Here is a 19760-nt window from a genome sequence, read left to right on the forward strand (position 1 = left end):
ATATCTAATTAAAAGCCGAAACCTAAAGCAATACCAGTACGAAGTCCGAAACCTTCAATACCACCTTTAATATCAGGTTCATTGTTGCCTTGTGTAGCTTTATAATTTCCATTGTTATAACTTGGACCAAAGAAAATATCCAATACAAAACCGCTTCCATATACCCATTGGCGTCCGATTAATGCACCGCCACCAAATGAATTGTAATTTCCTTTATCAGTACCATCGGTAACCGTATAATCCTGGTATCTCAGAAAAGGGGCTGCATATAAGCCGCTAATTGCTTTTTGTTTCAAGTAGAAGCGAACTTCTGGCGTAATGGCAACACCAGTAAATTTAACATCATCCAGTTTTAAACCGGTATAGGCTACACCCAGTTGTAAAGAAACGCCATCGTTCAATTTACGTTCATAAAATACAGAACCTGTTTTTAGTAATGCACTTAAAGGGTTGATTTTGATTGTGTTTTGGGCATCCTGTGCTTTTGCACAAAAGAAAGTCATGGCCGTAATGGCACAAAGAAAGAGCTTTTTCATTAATTTGATTAGTTTATTTTACTGGCAAAAATAGAACTAATATGGTAGTTTCCAAATAAAAAAATCCCGTTCTGATTTAACAGAACGGGATTGATATTTTGGCTTTAGACTTAGGACTAAAGACTATGTACTTTCAAGACCATTAAAGCGCAGCTTTCGCAGCAGCCTCAGCCCGAATAATATTGAGTGCACCACCCGCTTTAAACCAATCAATTTGTTGTGCGTTATAACTATGGTTAACCGGGAACGACTCTTGTGTACCATCTGCATGGTGTAACACTAAGGTTAATGGCTGGTCTGGCGTAAATTCTGTTAAGCCTAAGATATCGATGGTATCATCTTCTAAAATTTTATCATAATCATCTTTATCAGCAAAAGTTAAACCTAACATGCCTTGTTTCTTCAGGTTGGTTTCGTGGATACGGGCAAAAGATTTTACCAATACAGCACGAACACCTAAATGGCGAGGTTCCATAGCAGCATGTTCACGAGATGAACCTTCACCATAGTTTTCGTCACCAACAACGATAGAACCCAAACCTGCCGCTTTGTAATCGCGTTGGGTTGCTGGAACCGGGCCATACTCGCCAGTTAATTCATTTTTAACGTTATCGGTTTTATCGTTGAAGTAATTTACTGCACCAATAAGCATGTTGTTAGAAATGTTATCTAAGTGACCACGGAATTTTAACCATGGACCAGCCATCGAGATATGATCTGTTGTACATTTACCTTTAGCTTTGATTAAAAGTTTCAAACCTTGTAGGTCAGTACCTTCCCAAGGCGTAAATGGATCTAATAATTGTAAACGGTGTGACGTTGGAGAAACCAAAACCTGAACGGACGAACCATCTGCTGCCGGTGCCTGATAACCTGCATCTTCTACCGCGAAACCTTTTGTTGGCAATTCAAAACCAGTAGGTGGATCTAATTTAACCTGTTCGCCTTTATCGTTGGTTAATGTATCAGTTAATGGATTAAAGCCTAAATTACCTGAAATGGCAATTGCGGCAACCATTTCTGGTGAAGCCACGAAAGCGAAAGTATTAGGGTTACCATCCGCACGTTTAGCAAAGTTTCTGTTAAATGAGTGTACAATGGTATTTTTTTCTGCTTTTTCTGCACCTGTACGGTCCCACATACCAATACATGGTCCGCAGGCGTTTGTGAAGATGGTTGCATTTAAATCTTCGAAAGTTTTTAAGAAACCATCGCGATCTGCAGTATAACGTACTTGCTCAGAACCTGGATTAATGCCAAAGTCAGCTTTAGTTACTAATCCTTTTGCAATGGCCTGGTTTGCGATAGAAGCCGCTCTTGATAAATCCTCGTAAGAAGAGTTGGTACAAGAACCAATTAAGCCCCATTCTACCTTTAAAGGCCAGCCGTTTTTCTCTGCCTCCACTTTCATTTGTGAAACCGGAGTAGCTAAATCCGGCGTAAAAGGACCATTTAAATAAGGCTCTAAAGTATCTAAATCGATCTCAATGACCTGATCGAAATAGTTTTCAGGGTCAGCATAAACTTCTGCATCACCTGTTAAATATGCGGCAATTTTGTTGGCTTCATCAGCAACTTCATTTCTGCCGGTAGCACGTAAATAACGTTCCATGCTTTCATCATATCCGAAAGTAGAAGTGGTGGCACCAATTTCGGCACCCATGTTACAAATGGTGCCTTTACCGGTACAGCTCATTGAAGTTGCGCCATCGCCAAAATATTCTACAATTGCACCGGTACCACCTTTTACGGTAAGGATACCCGCAACTTTAAGAATAACATCTTTGGCAGCGGTCCAGCCGTTTAATTTTCCTGTTAATTTTACACCGATTAATTTAGGGAATTTAAGCTCCCAGGGTAAACCGGCCATTACATCACAGGCGTCAGCACCACCAACACCAATGGCAACCATACCCAAACCACCTGCATTTACAGTATGCGAGTCAGTTCCGATCATCATTCCACCCGGGAAAGCATAATTCTCTAAAACGACCTGGTGAATAATACCTGCTCCTGGTTTCCAGAAACCGATACCGTATTTATTCGAAACAGAAGATAAGAAATCAAAAACTTCAGCACTTTCGGTTTTGGCATGAGGTAAATCTATAGCAGCACCTTCTTTAGCCGTAATTAAGTGATCGCAATGAACCGTAGAAGGCACAGCCACTTGTGGACGGCCAGCCTGCATAAATTGCAATAATGCCATTTGCGCAGTTGCATCCTGCATCGCAACACGATCTGGTGCAAAATCTACGTAGTCAGAACCACGTTTAAATGCCGTTTTAGGATCTCCATCCCAAAGGTGCGCATACAATATTTTTTCAGATAATGTTAAAGGTCTGCCAACTACTTTACGCGCAGCCTCAACGCGGCTGCCAAAGTTTGCATAAACCTTTTTAATCATGTCTATATCAAAAGCCATACTTTATTTTTTTAAAATTATTGTCAATAACAACACTAACTAAATTAAACAATTTTTAATAGACTTATTTTTAAGATTTGTCAAATTATGTTATTTAAAACCATTCTATCCAATTGTTAGTGTAAATAAAAAGGCTATCTGATTATCGGATAGCCTTCATGCTTTATTAACAATAAAATATGTTTATTTGTTTCTTATTGTTTTGTAGAAATAGGGGTAAACTTGGTTAAGTTAATACCTTCTACCGCTACTTTATATTCTTCAATACTTGGAATACGTCCTAAAATAGCAGAAAGAACGACTACTGGTGTAGATGCCAGTAAAGACTCTCCTTTTTTACCATCTTTATCTTCTACCACACGACCCTGGAATAAACGTGTAGATGTAGCCATTACGGTGTCGCCTTTTGCCGCTTTCTCCTGGTTACCCATGCAAAGGTTACAACCCGGACGTTCTAAGTACATGATATTCTCATATTCTGTACGTGCTGCGCTTTTTGGTAAGGCATCGCTGAATTCAAACCCAGAGTATTTCTGTAAATATTCCCAGTCGCCTTCTGCTTTCAACTCATCGATGATATTGTAAGTAGGGGCTGCAACTACCAACGGCGCTTTAAACTCTACTTTACCGGTTTGAGTTTCTACGTTTTTCAACATCTGTGAAACGATTTTTAAATCGTCTTTATGCACCATACAAGAACCTACAAAGCCAAGATCTACTTTTTTATCGCCACCATAAAAAGTTAAGTCTCTGATGGTGTCATGGGTATAACGTTTAGAAACATCTGCGTTATTTACATCCGGGTCGGCAATCATTGGTTCTTCAATTAGATCCAAATCGATTACAACTTCAGCATAATATTTGGCATTATCATCTGGCATTAAAGCTGGTTTAATACCGGTTTTAATTTCCTCAATACGTTTGTTTGCTTTATTGATTAAACCTTGTAGAACCTGGTTATGGTTATCCATACCTTTGTCTATCATGATTTGAATACGATTTTTAGCAATTTCTAACGATTGGATTAAAGTATCGTCCTGAGAAATACAGATAGATGCTTTTGCTTTCATCTCTGCTGTCCAGTCGGTAAAGGTAAAGGCCTGATCGGCTAATAAAGTACCGATATGCACCTCGATAATGCGACCCTGGAATACGTTTTCACCATCAAACTGCTGTAACATTTGCAATTGTGTCGCGTGTACCACATCACGGAAATCCATGTGTTCTTTCATCAGCCCTTTGAAGGTTACTTTTACTGACTCCGGAATTGGCATAGAGGCCTCGCCAGTTGCCAGTGCTAGTGCCACTGTACCCGAATCTGCACCAAAAGCTACCCCTTTAGACATACGTGTATGCGAGTCGCCACCGATGATGATTGCCCATTCATCAATCGTAATGTCGTTCAATACTTTGTGAATAACATCGGTCATGGAATGATATTCGCCTTTAGGGTCGCGGGCAGTAATCACGCCGAAGTCATTCATAAACTTCATCAGTTTAGGGATATTTGCCTGTGCTTTTTTATCCCACACAGATGCGGTATGGCAGCCTGATTGATAGGCACCATCAACAATTGGAGAAATAACTGTAGCAGCCATTGCCTCTAATTCCTGAGCGGTCATTAAACCTGTTGTATCTTGAGAGCCAACAATGTTCACTTCAACACGAACGTCAGAACCGGCGTGTAAAACTTTGCCTTGTGTTAAACCTACAGCATTTCTGTTGAAGATTTTTTCTACCGCCGTTAAGCCCTGACCTTCATAAGATACCTCTTTAGCTGGAGCGAATACTGAAGAAGCTTCGATACCTAAAGTTTTTGCTGCAAAAGTTTGGATTTTTTTACCAAAAATGATGGCGTAAGAACCACCCGCTTTCATAAATTCCATTTTTTGCGGCGTTAGGGCTTTTGAAATATCGATCAGCTCTTGTTCGCCATTGTATAATTTTTTAGTTTTTGTATTGATGGTGAGCACTGTTCCCGTTTCTACAGAAAATCTTTGCTCTAAAATGGGCTCGTCTTTTTCGTTACGAATAACATTCCCGTTTTCATCCGTTTTCTTTACCCAGTTTTGAAGATCGATACCTATACCACCAGTAACATCAACTGTGGTTAAGAAAATTGGCGAAATGCCATTGGTACCACCTACAATTGGAGCGATATTTACAAACGGAACATATGGACTAGATCGTTTGCCCGTCCAAAGTGCCACATTGTTAACGCCCGACATACGAGAAGAACCTACACCCATGGTGCCTTTTTCAGCTACCAACATTACGCTTTTATCAGGGTGTTGAGCCTGCAATGCTTTAATTTCTTCCTGAGCCTCTGGCGTAATCATACATTTACCATGTAATTCACGGTCAGAACGGGAGTGTGCCTGGTTACCTGGCGACAATAAATCTGTAGAAATATCGCCAATACCAGCGATAAAAGTTACCACTTTGATTTCTTCTGCTACTTCAGGAAGTTTGGTGAAGAATTCGGCCTTAGCATAACTCTCCAATATTTCTTTAGCAATTTCATTACCGTTGTTATAAGCATCTTTTAAACGATCTGTATCTGCATCGTACAAGTAAACTTGTGTTTTGAGAACATCTGCTGCTTTTTTAGCCTTATCGCCATTATCTGCCAAAGCGATGTCTAACAAAACTTTGATAGATGGACCGCCCTTCATGTGGGATAACAATTCGAAAGCAAAATCAGGTGTGATTTCTGCAACAATAACTTCAGCCAGAATAATTTCTTTTAAGAACTGTGCTTTAACAGCAGCTGCGGCAGTGGTGCCCGGCAAAGTGTTGTATATGAAAAAGTTAACAGCTTCTTCTCTGTTTATGTTGTTTACATTTTTGATTTGAGTAATAATTTCACTCAATAATTCTGCTCCATCAATAGGTTTAGGGTGAAGACCTTGAGCTTTTCTGTCTTCAATCTCCTGGATATAATCGTTATAAATACTCATCTTAGATATTTTATTCTTTTTGCTATAAGATTGTGCTACAAACACCCGCTTTTTACAAAAAAGAATACTGTTTTGTATATTAATTTGCGTTTATTGAACCCATAAGGCTCAATTTTTTGGTTAAAACAAAAATAGCAAAAAACAACCCTTAAATGCAATTTAGGCAGGCGATTGCGTAATTTGGAATTGTTCTAAACTACGAAAAAAGATGTGAATTGAAGGTCATAAAAAAGTATAAATGATGAAAAAAATATCGGCTGGATTTATGCTGATAAATGTGTGTAGGCGCTAATTATTTCAAGGTCTTGCGAGCGGAAAAGCTTATTTTCAATTTAAGCTTATTTGTACTTTTAATCATAACAGGTATAGTCATCAACATCATAGAAAAAACCCAGGCTTTTAGCTTTGTAATTACCTAAAGTATCAATGCTAACCTTAAAGGGTTCTGTTCTCACGGTGCACTTATGGAATTTTACCAGATAGAATTCATAACCATTTTTAACTTTTTTATACGAACTGCCAATAGCTCTTGTATAATCGACCGATAAATTATGGATATCTGCAATGAGCAAAGCTTCTTCTATGCTATCAATCTTGCCTATAAATTTGATCAATTGTGCTTCTTCGGTAACCAATTTTAAGTGATTATGATCTACATAAGCAATATAAAAATAGCCTTGCCACATTTTGTATAAGAAGCCTAATTTAGGGTCGTCAAATTTATTGTTCATCAGGTAAGAAATGTCGCCCTTTCCGGTGATGATTTCCGTATTGGTATTTGGATTATGGAAATATCCCTGCCGAATACACGCCCAATATTGATAATCTTTATCCGGTCGTATCGCCCTAATAAGATCTTCGGTTACATTCAGTCCGGGCGGGATTTTTTCAAAACCTTGTTCAACGTTTCCATTGCATGATAACAATAGTAAAGTAAGAATAAAAAGATAATATCTTGCTGACAGTTTTTGGAACATGTTACGCTTTTAACTGATGATGGATAATAACAGGCTTTTCCATAACCGTTCGTTATCGGACAAATTTGTGCGGTTTTGAACAGTTGTCTATTTTTATTTATCTTAATATTTTGATTGTCAGGTTTTTACTTGTTGATAAGAGCCTTGGCATAGGATTGGCTAAGGACTACAACGTTGAAAATGTAAAACCTTTTTCAGTAAAATAAGCCAATACTTTGGGAAGGGCGTAAGATAAACGATCGAATGCTTTTAAACTATCGTGAAATACAATTATAGAACCATTTTCGGTATGTTTAATCACGTTTTGATAACATTTTTCGGGCGAAAGCTTAGTGTCGAAATCGCCGCTGAGTACATCCCACATTACGATGTTCAGTCCTGAGTCGATGGTCCTTAGTCCTAAGTCAGATTTTTGATTTTGGAATACGGTCTTCGGGCTACGGACTACGGACTTCAGACTTTTAATCTGGCTTTTCCTGATTCTGCCATAAGGTGGGCGGAAAAGATTGGTTTGCGTGAGTTCCTGGCATTTTAGCGTATTTTGAAGGTAGGTTTCATTATCGGTTTTCCAGCCTTTTAAATGATTGAAAGTATGGTTGCCAATGGCATGTCCGTCGTTTTTTACACGTTCAAAAACTTCGGGGTGTTTTACAATATTATCGCCGATGCAAAAAAATGTAGCTTTAGCATTAAAGACTTTTAAAGTTTTTAATACAAAATCTGTAACATTGGGTATAGGTCCATCGTCAAAGGTCAAATAAATAACTTTTTCGGTGCGGGATTTATTCCATAATAGTGATGGATAATACCATTTTAGCAGAAGCGGTGATTTGATCAGGTACATTTTAGCGGTAAAGTTACTAAATGCCTGTACAGATTGAAATTATTAAAGTTGTTTATATAGATTTGAAACAAATTATGAAGATGTTTACCAAGAAGAAGTTAGTTACCGGTTTTACTTTTGTTATCGCGCTCAGTTTTGCCAATAAGGCTAATGCACAGCAAGTTTTAACCATCCAACAGGCAGTAGATAATACCCTTAGAAATAATTTACAGATCAAACAGGCTGCATTTAGTGCAGCTTTAAGCAATGAAACGCTAAGTCAATCTAAAAATGCGCTTTTACCAACGCTTAACGGATCAGCAAGTTATAATAAAAACTTCGGTCGTAGCATCGATCCATCAACCAATCAGTTTATTTCACAGCAATTCTCGTCAGCCAATGGTAGCTTAAGTGCAAGTGCCGATCTTTTTCAGGGCTTTCAGAAAATAAACCAGATCAAACAGAACAAACTTTTGCTTGCTGCCGATCAAACCAATGTAGAGAAAATCAAAAACGATTTAATTTTGCAAGTGGTAACCTCATATATGCAGATCCTGTATAATAAAGACTTACTGGCGGCTTCGCAACAACAGTTAGATGTGGCTAAACAGACCTTAAAAAGGGAACAAGCTTTGTTAGATGCCGGTAATAAAACCTTAGCCGATATTTCGCAGGCAAAATCACAGGTGGCAACTGCAGAGTTGAATACTACAAATGCTCAAAATACATTATCGGTATCTTACTTAACTTTAAATCAATTGATGGAAATGCAACCAGAAAACAGATTTGAGGTAAAGGCACCGGTTATTGCAGAAAACTATTCTTTACAGAACAGTTATGATATCAATACCATTTTCACCAGTGCGGTAACCAGTTTCCCGGATGTTAAATTAGCATCGTTAAGAACAGAAGCTGCCTTAAGAGGAATTAGTGTTGCAAAATCGTCTTATTACCCAAGACTTTCAATCGGAGCTGGTTTAGGATCTAATTTTTCAAGTGGCAGAAGTAAGGTTGTTTCAATTACCCCAAACGGATTTTCTGAAATTGGAAGAACCTTAACCACTAACGAATCTGTTGTTGCACCAGACTTTGTAACTGTTTTAGGGAAACAAGCTTTCGGCTCGCAGATAGAAGATAACTTTAACCAATATGTTGGATTAAATCTTTCTATTCCTATTTTTAATGGTTTCCAGGCGAGAACAAATGTTAGAAAAGCAAAAATTAACTATCAGAATACTCAGGTACAGGAACAACTTACCAAGAATAATTTAAGCAAGGTAATCTCTCAGGCTGTGTATGATCTAAAGGCCGCAGAAAGTCGTTATTCATCAACTCAGAATGCATTTCAGGCGCAAAAAGATGCCTTTTATGTAATTGAGCAGCGTTATAATGTTGGTTTAGTAAATTCTTTAGATTATAGCACCGCTCAAACCAATAGAAATAAAGCGGAGATAGATTTTATACAGGCTAAATATGATCTTTTATTCAGGGCAAAAGTAATTGATTATTACCTGGGCAAACAGATTGTTTTTTAAAACTAAAAACTAAAGCGAAAAGTATTAAAAGCTTTCAAGTTTAAAACATTACAAACTTTAATACAAACAAACGAAATACAATAAATTATGAAACTGAAGCATATTATTATTACCGTAGTTGCTATCGTAGCCCTTCTAGTGATATTAAAACTAGCCGGAGTTATTGGTGGTGATAAGACCGAAAAAGTAACTACAGAAAAAGCGTCAGATAAAACTGTGGTTGAAACCGTAACCGCAAGTGGTAAAATACAGCCGGAAACAGAAGTTAAATTAAGTTCTGAGGTATCGGGAGAGGTAGTAGAGTTAAAAGTAAAAGAGGGCGATATTGTTAAAGCCGGTCAATTGCTTTGTAAAGTGCGTCCGGATGTTTTACAATCAGGATATGAAAGAACGGTAGCTAGTTTCAATGCTCAAAAAGCAAGTGTGGCTTCCGCTCAACAACAACTGGTACAAAACCAGGCTAACTTTGTAAACGCAGATGCTACTTATAAACGTAATGTTGAACTGTTTAATAAAAAAGTGATCTCGGCATCCGAATTCGACGCAGCTAAAGCCGCATATTTAACAGCTAAAGCAAATTTAGCCAGCGCGAAAGAAAGCGTAATAGGCGCTAAATTTACTTTAGAACAAACCGGCGCAAACGTTAAAGAAGCAGGGGCAAACCTGGCTAAAACGACTATTTACGCACCAGTTGATGGTGTAGTGTCGAAACTATCAATCGAATTGGGCGATCGTATTTTAGGAACTTCGCAAATGGCAGGTACAGAAATTATGCGTATTTCTAACCTATCATCAATGGAAGTTAACGTTGATGTTAACGAAAATGATATTACCCGTGTTAAAGTTGGCGATAAAGCTTCGATAGAGGTTGATGCTTTTTCTGATAAAAAATTTAGAGGCGAGGTAACTGAAATTGCAAGTTCATCAACAGCAGTGGGTACCGCCGTATCTACCTCAGTAGATCAGGTAACCAATTTCTCGGTAAAAATTAGAATTACTGAAGAATTAGCTGGCAAACAACAATCGATTTTCCGTCCGGGAATGTCGGCTACTGTTGATATCGAAAGCGAATCTTTAACTGGTTTGGCCATTCCAATCCAGGCGGTATTTACTGATAATGCAAAATCTGCCGATGCCAGCCAAAACCAGGGTAACCAGGCAAACACTGATAAGCAAAAATCTAAATTAACCGATAAAAAGGTGAAGCAGTATATTTATGCTTACGATGCTAAAACCAAAAAAGTTAAAAAAACAGAGGTAACCACAGGTATCCAAAACGATCAGTTCATTATCGTAAAATCTGGTGTTAAAACTGGCGAAGAAATTGTAACAGGTCCTTACTCTGCGATCCAAAACAAATTAAAGGACGGAATGATTGTAGAAAAAACATCTAAAGACCAGTTGTTTAACAAAGACGCTAAGAAGTAGCCTCTTGAGGTATAAGGTTAAAGGTGTGAGGTGTAGGGTATTGCCTATCCGCCTCACACTTTTTAGTGTAAATATCTATAAGAAATAGTAACTTGCGGGCTTGAGACGTAAGATTTTAGGTATGAGATATGTTACTCGAGTCTAAATATTACACCTTTTACCTTAAGCTTTAGTACGTAGGCCATAATAACCTTATGCCTTTTACCTTAAGCCTTATACCTCTTTAAAATATGGTACCTAAAATAGCAATGATAGGGGGCGGGAGCTGGGCGACTGCCATTGTAAAAATGCTTGCAGATAATTTAGCCGAAAAGGAAATTTTTTGGTGGATGCGTAATGAAGCTGCTATAGCGCATATTAAAAAATTTAAGCACAATCCAAATTATATTAGTTCTGTTGAAATTAAACTTACGCAAGAGAACAATATATCCTCTGATATCAATGCCATTATCAATTCAGCTGAATTTGTAATTTTAAATGTTCCGGCAGCATTTCTCAAAGAAACTTTATCTACCATCACCGCAGAAGATTTAAAGGGGAAGAAGATTGTTTCTGCCATTAAAGGAATTGTTCCTGAAGATAACCTGATTATAGGCGAATTTCTGCATAAAAATTATGGTATTCCTTATCATGATATTCTGGTGGTAAGTGGTCCGTGCCATGCCGAAGAGGTGGCGTTGGAAAAATTATCATACTTAACCATCGCCTGTACCGATGTAGAAAAAGCCGCTACATTTGCTTCATTTTTAAATACCCGTTATATTAAAACAAACGTGTCGGATGATATCTTTGGGACAGAATATGCAGCAGTTTTAAAAAATATATATGCTGTTGCCAGCGGCATTTGCCACGGCATAGGTTATGGCGATAACTTTCAGGCGGTATTGATCAGTAATGCGATCCGTGAAATTAAACGTTTTGTAGATGCGGTTCACCCCATCGACCGCGATATTAAAGAATCAGCCTATCTGGGCGATTTACTGGTAACCGCTTATTCGCAATTTAGCCGTAACCGTACCTTTGGTAATATGATAGGGAAGGGCTATACCGTTAAATCTGCTCAGCTGGAAATGAATATGATTGCCGAGGGTTATTATGCGGTGAAATGCATGCATATTAAAAACCAGGCATACCATGTAGATATGCCAATTTGTAAGGCGGTACATAGCATTATCTACGAAAACCATTCGCCGCATATCGAAATGAAATTGCTGGCCGAGAAATTAAACTAAGGTGATGTTCAGCATTTAAGGCGCATATAATCTCCCGAAAATTTCGCAGAAAAGTGCTGATTTGTAATTTTAATTTGCGTTAATCTGTGTGATCAGCGGGAAATTCACACTAAAGGCAGTAGGTATATTCACATTTGCCGTGTCTTATAAAGCAATCTTTATTTTTTATTGAAAAGCAGGTTCATTGCTTTTCGGTTCGGGCAGTCCTTCTTTCCGCTTTTATCTTTTTGTGTTGGTTAGTGGAGGTTTTTTGGGGTTGTGCAACAAAAAGGATAATCACTTCAACAAGGTTTATTAAACAAAGGCCTGTGCATTAAAAGCACAAATATTCTTCGAAAGGAAATTTTGCCCTCGTTTTTTACAGTACCCTGGTAACTAGCCCCGGGCGCAGCGGCATCCCGGAAGCGCAGCGAAAGGATACAGCGGAGCACGGGAACAAACCTTAATAGCTGTTACTGACCTTGCGCTTCAAAAAATATTTTCTTATCTCAATCCTGCTCTCGCTTTTTAGGAATAAGATTTCTTTAATATGATGTAGCTATAAAACAAAACCAGCAGATTACCTGTTATCATTTAAATAAAAATATAGCTGTCATGAAAAAGAAATTAGTAATGGGTTTATTAACGCTGGCCTTGTTTGGAGGTGTAGCTTTAAACGTAAATGCTCAAGAAAAGAAAAAAACTGAAGTAGGTAAAGCATTAGATCATACCGGAAAAGCAATTAGCAAAGGTGCTAAATCTGTAGGTAATAAAACTGCAGAAGTAGCGGTAAAAGGCAGTTCGAAAGTTGCTGATAAAACCTGGAAAGGCAAAATGGCACCAGATGGATCTGATGTTTATATCAATGCAAAAAATGAAAAATATTATGTGAACTCGAAAGGTGCTAAAATCTGGTTAAAAGCTAGTCAGATTAAAAACAGACCTGAACCTAAAAAATAACAACATAAAAAAAATCCGATGAATAACTCATCGGATTTTTTTATGCAGAATTTTATATATTTTTCTAAACTATGGTTCCGTACAAATCGAAATCTTCAGCCCGGTCTATTTTTACATTTACAAAACTTCCGTTAGCTGCATAACCGGTTGCGGCATCGATTAAAACTTCGTTATCAACCTCGGGCGAATCAAATTCGGTTCTTCCAACAAAGAAATCACCTTCTTTTTTATCTACCAGTACTTTAAAGGTTTTGCCTACTTTTTCCTGGTTAATATCGAAGGAAATACCCTGCTGAATTTCCATAATATCATCTACACGTTGTTGTTTTACTTCGTCAGGGATATCATCCACTAAAGTATGTGCGTGTGTTTTTTCCTCGTGCGAGTAGGTAAAGCAACCTAGGCGGTCGAATTTTGTTTCGGCAACCCATTCCTTCATTTCTTCAAAATCGCGTTCGGTTTCGCCAGGGTAGCCACAAATTAAAGTGGTACGCATGGCAATGTTTGGTACCTTATCCCTAATCTGATTGACTAAATCGATGGTTTTTTGTTTGGTCGTACCACGGCGCATCGATTTTAGCATATTATCTGTAATGTGCTGTAAGGGCATGTCCAGGTATTTGCAGATATTGTCGCGTTCGTTCATGGCATCCAAAATTTCCATCGGGAAACCAGAAGGGTAGGCGTATTGCAAACGGATCCATTCGATTCCGGGAACATCCGATAAACGACGCATCAACTCATCTAACTTACGTACACCATAAAGGTCTAAGCCGTAATAAGTAAGATCCTGAGCAATTAAAATCAGTTCTTTTGTGCCGTTTTTGGCCAATATTTTTGCTTCGTTAACCAATTCTTCCATTGGTTTACTCAAGTGTTTACCACGCATTAAGGGAATGGCACAGAAAGAGCAAGGACGGTTACAGCCTTCAGCAATTTTGAAATAGGCAAAATGAGAAGGGGTGGTTAGCAAACGCTCGCCGATGAGCTCATGTTTGTAATTGGCGCCTAACTCATGTAATATATTTTGCAGATCGTTGGTGCCGAAAAAGGCATCAACGTTTGTGATTTCTGATTCCAGTTCGGGTTTGTAGCGTTCAGATAAACAACCTGTAACGACTACTTTGCCAATTTTACCGGCTTCTTTCAGTTCGCTGAACTGAAGAATAGTGTCAATTGATTCTTGTTTGGCATTATCGATAAAACCGCAGGTATTAATTACAACGATATCATCTTTACCCATCTTGTCTGATTCGTGCACAACATTTAAATTGTTGCCACGCAACTGCCCCATCAATACTTCCGAATCGTATATGTTCTTTGAACAACCCAATGTAATTACATTAATTTTAGGTTGCTTAATTGCGCTTTTACTTCTTACTATTTTGGTATTCATCTTTTACACTTGATCTTTACTGTGTTAATATAGCCGTCACCCTGAATTTATTTCAGGGTCTTCTTTCTAAATAGATGCTGAAATAAATTCAGCATGACGATGGCATTAAAATAATTACGCCTATTTAAACAAACTATTCACAAACTCTTTCTTATCGAAAAGCTGTAAGTCGCCAATTTTTTCTCCTACACCAATATATTTAACAGGAATCCTGAATTGATCTGATATGCCGATTACGACACCACCTTTAGCTGTACCATCTAATTTGGTAATGGCCAGTGCATTCACATCTGTCGCTTCGGTAAACTGTTTGCACTGTTCAAAGGCGTTTTGTCCGGTTGAGGCATCCAATACCAATAAAATTTCGTGCGGTGCGCCTGGTACAACCTTTTGCATCACCTGTTTAATTTTACCCAACTCGTTCATTAAGCCGATTTTGTTGTGTAAACGTCCGGCTGTATCGATAATCACTACATCTTCACCATTAGCAACAGCAGACTGTAAGGTATCAAAAGCAACTGAAGCAGGATCAGAACCCATGGCTTGTGCTACAACCCTCACGCCAACGCGTTCACCCCAAAGCTTAATCTGATCAACAGCTGCAGCTCTAAAAGTATCGGCAGCGCCTAGTACAACTTTAAGTCCCGATTCTTTAAGTTTATGTGCCAGTTTTCCAATAGTGGTTGTTTTACCAACACCATTTACGCCAACCACCATAATTACATAAGGTTTATGGTCGCCATACTCAAACTGGCGGAAATCGTTACTATTGTTTTCAGATAACAGCAACTGGATCTCGTCGCGGAGAATAAAGTTAAGCTCAGAAGTGTTTAAGTATTTATCTTTGGCAACACGTTCTTCAATACGTTTGATAATTTTTAATGTCGTACTTACGCCAACATCAGAAGTGACCAAAACTTCTTCGAGATTATCGAGCACTTCATCATCAACAGAAGATTTTCCTGCTACAGCTTTGGTAATTTTATTAAAGAAACCGTCTTTGGTTTTCTCTAAACCTTTATCCAGTGCTTCCTGAGCTTCAGGTGCAGTTTCTTTCTTTTTGAAAAAATCGAATAAACCCATATCTAAATTTTTATATAACAAAAAAAGCCCTTCCGGTTAAAACGGAACGGCCTTTAATATCTTTTAATATTAAAAAATATTAACCTTATTTAGATGCAATAGCATCTTTTACGTGGTCGTTATGTACGATAAGTTCTTTGAATGAGTAAGCACCGGTTTTTGGTGATTTTACCATTGTAATTACTTTCGAATATTCTTTACCTGTACCTGTTTTAAGGGTTGCAACTACTTTCTTTGCCATGTTCTTATAAAATTTAATGATTGAATGATAGATGGATAGAATGGGGGGGATGTATACCCTAACCTTCTACCTTTACACCATCAATCTTATTTAATCTCTTTATGTACGGTTACTTTTCTCAATACTGGATTGAATTTTTTTAATTCTAATCTTTCAGTAGTGTTTTTACGGTTTTTGGTAGAAATATATCTAGACATACCTGGCATGCCACTTTCTTTATGTTCAGTACATTCTAAAATAACCTGAACTCTGTTACCTTTTTTTGCCATTTTAATATAAATTGAAAACTGTTAATCTCAACAGTTAATGTTTTTTACAAAAATCCTTTTTTTACGAAACGGTTAATTGCTTCGCTAATGCCCACTTTATTGATGGTTTTAATCGCTGAAGTAGAAACTTTCAACGTAATCCAACGGTTTTCTTCAGGAATATAAAATTTCTGAAGTTGTAGGTTTGGGTAAAATTTGCGTTTGGTTTTAACGTTTGAGTGAGAAACGTTGTTACCTACCATTGCTTTTTTTCCTGTTAAATCACAAACTCTTGACATGACTTGTAAATATAGTTGTTAATATCGTCCGCTTAATTTTTTTAAGAGTGTGCAAATATCTGAATAATAATTGTAAACGGCAATAGCCTAGCTAATTATTTTTTATAATTATTATTTACCCGCGGTAAAGGTTATGTAATGTTTATTAATGCCGAATATGAATTTCTTCTTATATTAAGCTATATTAAAAATAAATATTTCTGATCAAACGTTTGATATTCATTTTGATACGATTAAGCTATTTCTCCTTATGATTATTTATTTAAATTAGCCCCCACTAATCCAAAATATAAGAACGAGCAATGCAAATTACATCTTTTAAGCAGTACGAAGAAGATTATAAGAAAAGCGTAGAAAACCCAGAGCAGTTTTGGGGCGAAGTAGCGCAAAACTTTCAATGGCGTAAACCCTGGTTTAAGGTATTATCGTGGAATTTTAACGAACCAAATATCAAATGGTTTGAAGGGGCAAAACTTAACATCACCGAAAACTGTTTAGACCGCCACTTAGCTACCAATGGAGATAAACCTGCTATTGTTTGGGAACCTAATAATCCTGAAGAAGAAAGTGTGACTTATACTTATAAAATGTTGCACGAACGCGTTTGTCGTTTTGCCAATGTTTTAAAACGTAACGGTGCTAAAAAAGGCGATCGTATTTGTATTTATATGCCAATGGTGCCCGAACTGGCTATTGCTGTATTGGCCTGCGCCAGAATTGGTGCAGTACATTCGGTTATTTTTGGCGGATTTTCGGCTAAATCTATTGCTGACCGGATTAATGATTCGAAATGTAAAGTGGTGATTACTGCCGACGGTTCTTATCGCGGTAATAAACAGATTCCTTTAAAAGATGTAATTGATGATGCATTAATTGGTTGCCCAACGGTAGAAAAATGTATCGTATTAACCCATATCCGTACCCCTGTTTCGATGCTGAAAGGCAGAGATGTGTGGTGGGAAGATGAGGTTAAACACGTAAACGATATTTGTGAAGCCGAAGAAATGGATGCAGAGGATATGCTGTTCATTCTCTATACTTCTGGCTCTACCGGTAAACCTAAAGGTGTGGTGCATACCTGCGGCGGTTATATGGTTTATGCAGGTTATACCTTTTCGAATGTGTTTAATTACCAGCCTGGAGAAGTTTATTTTTGTACAGCCGATATTGGCTGGATTACAGGCCACTCGTATATTGTTTATGGGCCGCTTTCGCAAGGGGCAACATCTGTATTGTTCGAAGGAATCCCAACCTACCCAACGCCTTCTCGCTTTTGGGATATTGTAGAAAAACATAAAGTAAATACCTTATATACAGCGCCTACCGCTATTCGCTCTTTAATGAGTTATGGTGATGATCCGCTTAACGGTAAAGATTTAAGTTCAATCCGTGTTTTAGGTTCTGTAGGAGAACCAATTAACGAAGAGGCCTGGCATTGGTTCGACGAAAAAATCGGCCACGGTAAAGCGCCTATTGTCGATACCTGGTGGCAAACCGAAACCGGGGGGATCATGATTTCACCTATTGCTACGGTAACCCCAACCAAACCTAGTTTTGCTACCCTGCCATTGCCGGGTATCCAGCCAATTTTGGTTGATGAAAATGGTAATGAAATTGAAGGAAACGGCGTAATGGGAAATCTTTGTATCAAATTCCCTTGGCCAGGTATGTTGCGTACCACTTATGGCGATCATGAGCGTTGCAAACAAACTTATTTCTCTACTTACGATAATTTATATTTTACCGGTGATGGTTGTTTGCGCGATGAGGATGGTTATTACCGTATTACCGGTCGTGTGGATGACGTATTAAATGTTTCAGGGCATAGAATTGGTACCGCTGAAGTAGAAAATGCGATTAATATGCACGCTGGTGTGGTAGAAAGTGCGGTGGTAGGTTATCCGCACGATGTAAAAGGTCAGGGTATTTATGCTTTTGTAATTTATCCGGAAATGCACGGAGAAGCCGAATTATCTAAAAAAGATATTTTACAAACGGTTACCCGTGTAATTGGTGCGATAGCAAAACCTGATAAAATATTGTTTGTTTCTGGTTTGCCAAAAACACGTTCAGGCAAAATTATGCGTAGAATTCTACGCAAGATTGCTGAAGGGGATACCAGTAATTTAGGCGATACCTCTACACTGCTTGATCCGGGAGTGGTTGAAGAAATTATAGCTGCTGCGAAAAAGCTTTAACAATAATTTTAAATAAACAAATGGCCCCGGTTTTTCGGGGCCATTTTTGTTATCTGCTATTTCTAGTAACCTGGGTTTTGAACCAGTTTTGTATTTGCATCAATTTCCCTTTGTGGAATTGGGAAAACTAATTTGTTAGAGTTCCAGGGTAAGCTACCAATATTGGTTTGTGTTCTTTTTGCATCATGTAATGCAAAGCCTTCAAAAGCAAACTCCAGCTTTCTTTCATTAAGGATATTTGCCAGGGTTGCGGTTAGGGTTGTTAAGCCAGCCCTGCTTCTAACGGTGGCTAAATCTTGTAGCGGTGTAACGCCTCCAATAGGAGCAGCCGGAGCTAAGCGGACATTACATTCTGCCCTGATTAAATACATTTCCGCGAGTCTGATTACAGGTATATTTCCAAATTGATTTCCGAATTTCGACGTGAAAATATCATCATCATCGTAAAAAGCATTAGCCCTATCATCGCCTGCGGTATAAGTTGCATCAATCCAATCTTGTGAAATTACGGCATCTCCACGGCCACCAAATGTTGATGAACCATAAAACTCATTAAAACCGTTAAATCCGGTTAAAGTTGTTACCTGCATGGCAAAAACATCTTCAGTAGTATTGTCGCCTGGTTTTGCCGGTTTTCCGCTTTCAGGCATTTTAGGGAAAGCATCCAGGTAAGTTCCTGTTAACTGGTAATTTCCTGAAGTAATTACCCGATTTGCAGCAGCGGCGGCAGCACTATAATTGCCCATTTGTAAATATAACCTGGCTAACATTGCAGCTGCTGAAGATTTAGTCGCAAAGAAACTGTTGGTTGCAGGCAATTTAGCTTCTGCATCGGTTAAATCAACTATAGCCTGATTATAAACAGCCGCTACAGTAGCCCTGCTTACATAATTTGCTTCGCTGATGAGGTTAGTTGGTGTTAATACTATCGGAACCCCCAGGTTTGTAGCTGGCGAACCATCATTATAGGCTTTTCCAAATAACCTTACCAGTTCAAAATATGCGGCTCCTCTAATAAATTTCGCTTCACCTTCAACCCTGCTTTTTTTGGCCGCTTCTACTTTATCAATGGCTGCTATAACATTATTGGCATCATTAATTGATGTGTAACCTGCAGCCCAAACATTATCGACAAAGGTATTGGTTTTTAAAAGTGATTTATTAATGGCTTGAGTTAATTCCTCGTAGGTGCCAAACCATTCAATGGCATCAGTATTTGCTAAAAAATCCGTTATTAAAAACGGACGGCCACCAAAGAAATTACGGCTGCCAAGATCTGAGTACGCACCAACTAAGGCACCTTCAACATCTTTTGAAGTGAGTAAAGCATTTTTTTGCTCAATGGTATCAACAGGATTTATATCAAGCGGTTTTTTGCACGATGATATCGCCATCAAAAGCATGCAAGTAAATATGATATTATTTATATATGTCTTTTTCATT

16 protein-coding genes are annotated in these 19760 nt (G+C 38.1%); 5 read left to right on the forward strand and 11 right to left on the reverse strand.

Annotated elements, in window-relative coordinates; translation table 11 throughout:
- Positions 1-8: 8 nt before the first annotated feature.
- From AC07YT_RS20885 to AC07YT_RS20905, 5 genes are all read right to left on the reverse strand, one after another.
- Positions 9-536 (reverse strand): DUF3575 domain-containing protein, encoded by a 528-nt coding sequence (locus AC07YT_RS20885; RefSeq protein WP_086547668.1) that lies wholly within the window; start codon positions 534-536, stop codon positions 9-11.
- Between the two features lie 142 nt (positions 537-678).
- Positions 679-2958, reverse strand: a complete 2280-nt coding sequence (locus AC07YT_RS20890) for an aconitate hydratase (protein WP_086547667.1) — start codon at positions 2956-2958, stop codon at positions 679-681.
- A 194-nt stretch (positions 2959-3152) separates the two neighbouring features.
- A complete protein-coding gene (locus AC07YT_RS20895; protein ID WP_086547666.1) occupies positions 3153-5918 on the reverse strand; it encodes a bifunctional aconitate hydratase 2/2-methylisocitrate dehydratase in 2766 nt (921 codons plus the stop codon).
- A gap of 350 nt (positions 5919-6268) precedes the next feature.
- Positions 6269-6895 carry a hypothetical protein gene (locus tag AC07YT_RS20900; RefSeq protein ID WP_145954271.1) on the reverse strand — a complete coding sequence of 209 codons (627 nt, stop codon included), beginning with the start codon at positions 6893-6895 and terminating at the stop codon, positions 6269-6271.
- A gap of 166 nt (positions 6896-7061) precedes the next feature.
- Positions 7062-7739 carry a polysaccharide deacetylase family protein gene (locus tag AC07YT_RS20905; RefSeq protein ID WP_086547664.1) on the reverse strand — a complete coding sequence of 226 codons (678 nt, stop codon included), beginning with the start codon at positions 7737-7739 and terminating at the stop codon, positions 7062-7064.
- A 74-nt stretch (positions 7740-7813) separates the two neighbouring features.
- On the opposite strand from AC07YT_RS20905, the gene AC07YT_RS20910 reads away from it, so the two are divergent.
- From AC07YT_RS20910 to AC07YT_RS20925, 4 genes are all read left to right on the forward strand, one after another.
- Complete coding sequence (locus AC07YT_RS20910) at positions 7814-9253, forward strand: TolC family protein (protein WP_086549408.1); 1440 nt, start codon at positions 7814-7816, stop codon at positions 9251-9253.
- 87 nt (positions 9254-9340) lie between these two features.
- Positions 9341-10681, forward strand: coding sequence for an efflux RND transporter periplasmic adaptor subunit (locus tag AC07YT_RS20915; protein ID WP_086547663.1), 1341 nt, complete (start codon positions 9341-9343; stop codon positions 10679-10681).
- 230 nt (positions 10682-10911) lie between these two features.
- On the forward strand, positions 10912-11913 hold the full coding sequence (locus tag AC07YT_RS20920; protein WP_478359194.1) for an NAD(P)H-dependent glycerol-3-phosphate dehydrogenase: 1002 nt from the start codon (positions 10912-10914) through the stop codon (positions 11911-11913).
- A gap of 594 nt (positions 11914-12507) precedes the next feature.
- Positions 12508-12852, forward strand: a complete 345-nt coding sequence (locus AC07YT_RS20925; RefSeq protein WP_086547662.1) for a hypothetical protein — start codon at positions 12508-12510, stop codon at positions 12850-12852.
- Between the two features lie 64 nt (positions 12853-12916).
- Here AC07YT_RS20925 and rimO read toward each other — a convergent pair whose 3' ends face one another.
- The 5 genes from rimO to rpmB all read right to left on the reverse strand — a co-directional run bounded on the left by rimO (position 12917) and on the right by rpmB (position 16119).
- Complete coding sequence (gene rimO, locus AC07YT_RS20930; protein WP_086547661.1) at positions 12917-14248, reverse strand: 30S ribosomal protein S12 methylthiotransferase RimO; 1332 nt, start codon at positions 14246-14248, stop codon at positions 12917-12919.
- A gap of 120 nt (positions 14249-14368) precedes the next feature.
- Complete coding sequence (gene ftsY / locus AC07YT_RS20935; RefSeq protein ID WP_086547660.1) at positions 14369-15331, reverse strand: signal recognition particle-docking protein FtsY; 963 nt, start codon at positions 15329-15331, stop codon at positions 14369-14371.
- A gap of 85 nt (positions 15332-15416) precedes the next feature.
- Positions 15417-15572: a DUF4295 domain-containing protein gene (locus AC07YT_RS20940; RefSeq protein ID WP_010599808.1), complete on the reverse strand. Its 156-nt coding sequence runs from the start codon at positions 15570-15572 to the stop codon at positions 15417-15419.
- Between the two features lie 86 nt (positions 15573-15658).
- Positions 15659-15841: a 50S ribosomal protein L33 gene (rpmG, locus tag AC07YT_RS20945; RefSeq protein ID WP_010599807.1), complete on the reverse strand. Its 183-nt coding sequence runs from the start codon at positions 15839-15841 to the stop codon at positions 15659-15661.
- A 44-nt stretch (positions 15842-15885) separates the two neighbouring features.
- The gene (gene rpmB, locus AC07YT_RS20950; RefSeq protein ID WP_025145121.1) at positions 15886-16119 is read right to left on the reverse strand and encodes a 50S ribosomal protein L28; all 234 of its coding nucleotides are present in this window, start codon (positions 16117-16119) and stop codon (positions 15886-15888) included.
- 302 nt (positions 16120-16421) lie between these two features.
- Here rpmB and acs point away from each other — a divergent pair, with 302 nt between their 5' ends.
- Positions 16422-18317: an acetate--CoA ligase gene (gene acs / locus AC07YT_RS20955; RefSeq protein WP_086547659.1), complete on the forward strand. Its 1896-nt coding sequence runs from the start codon at positions 16422-16424 to the stop codon at positions 18315-18317.
- Positions 18318-18379: 62 nt separating this feature from the next.
- On the opposite strand, the gene AC07YT_RS20960 is transcribed toward acs, so the two are convergent.
- A complete protein-coding gene (locus tag AC07YT_RS20960) occupies positions 18380-19759 on the reverse strand; it encodes a RagB/SusD family nutrient uptake outer membrane protein (RefSeq protein ID WP_494945511.1) in 1380 nt (459 codons plus the stop codon).
- Position 19760: the final 1 nt, after the last annotated feature.

Source organism: Pedobacter sp. GW460-11-11-14-TSB4, from assembly GCF_059423705.1.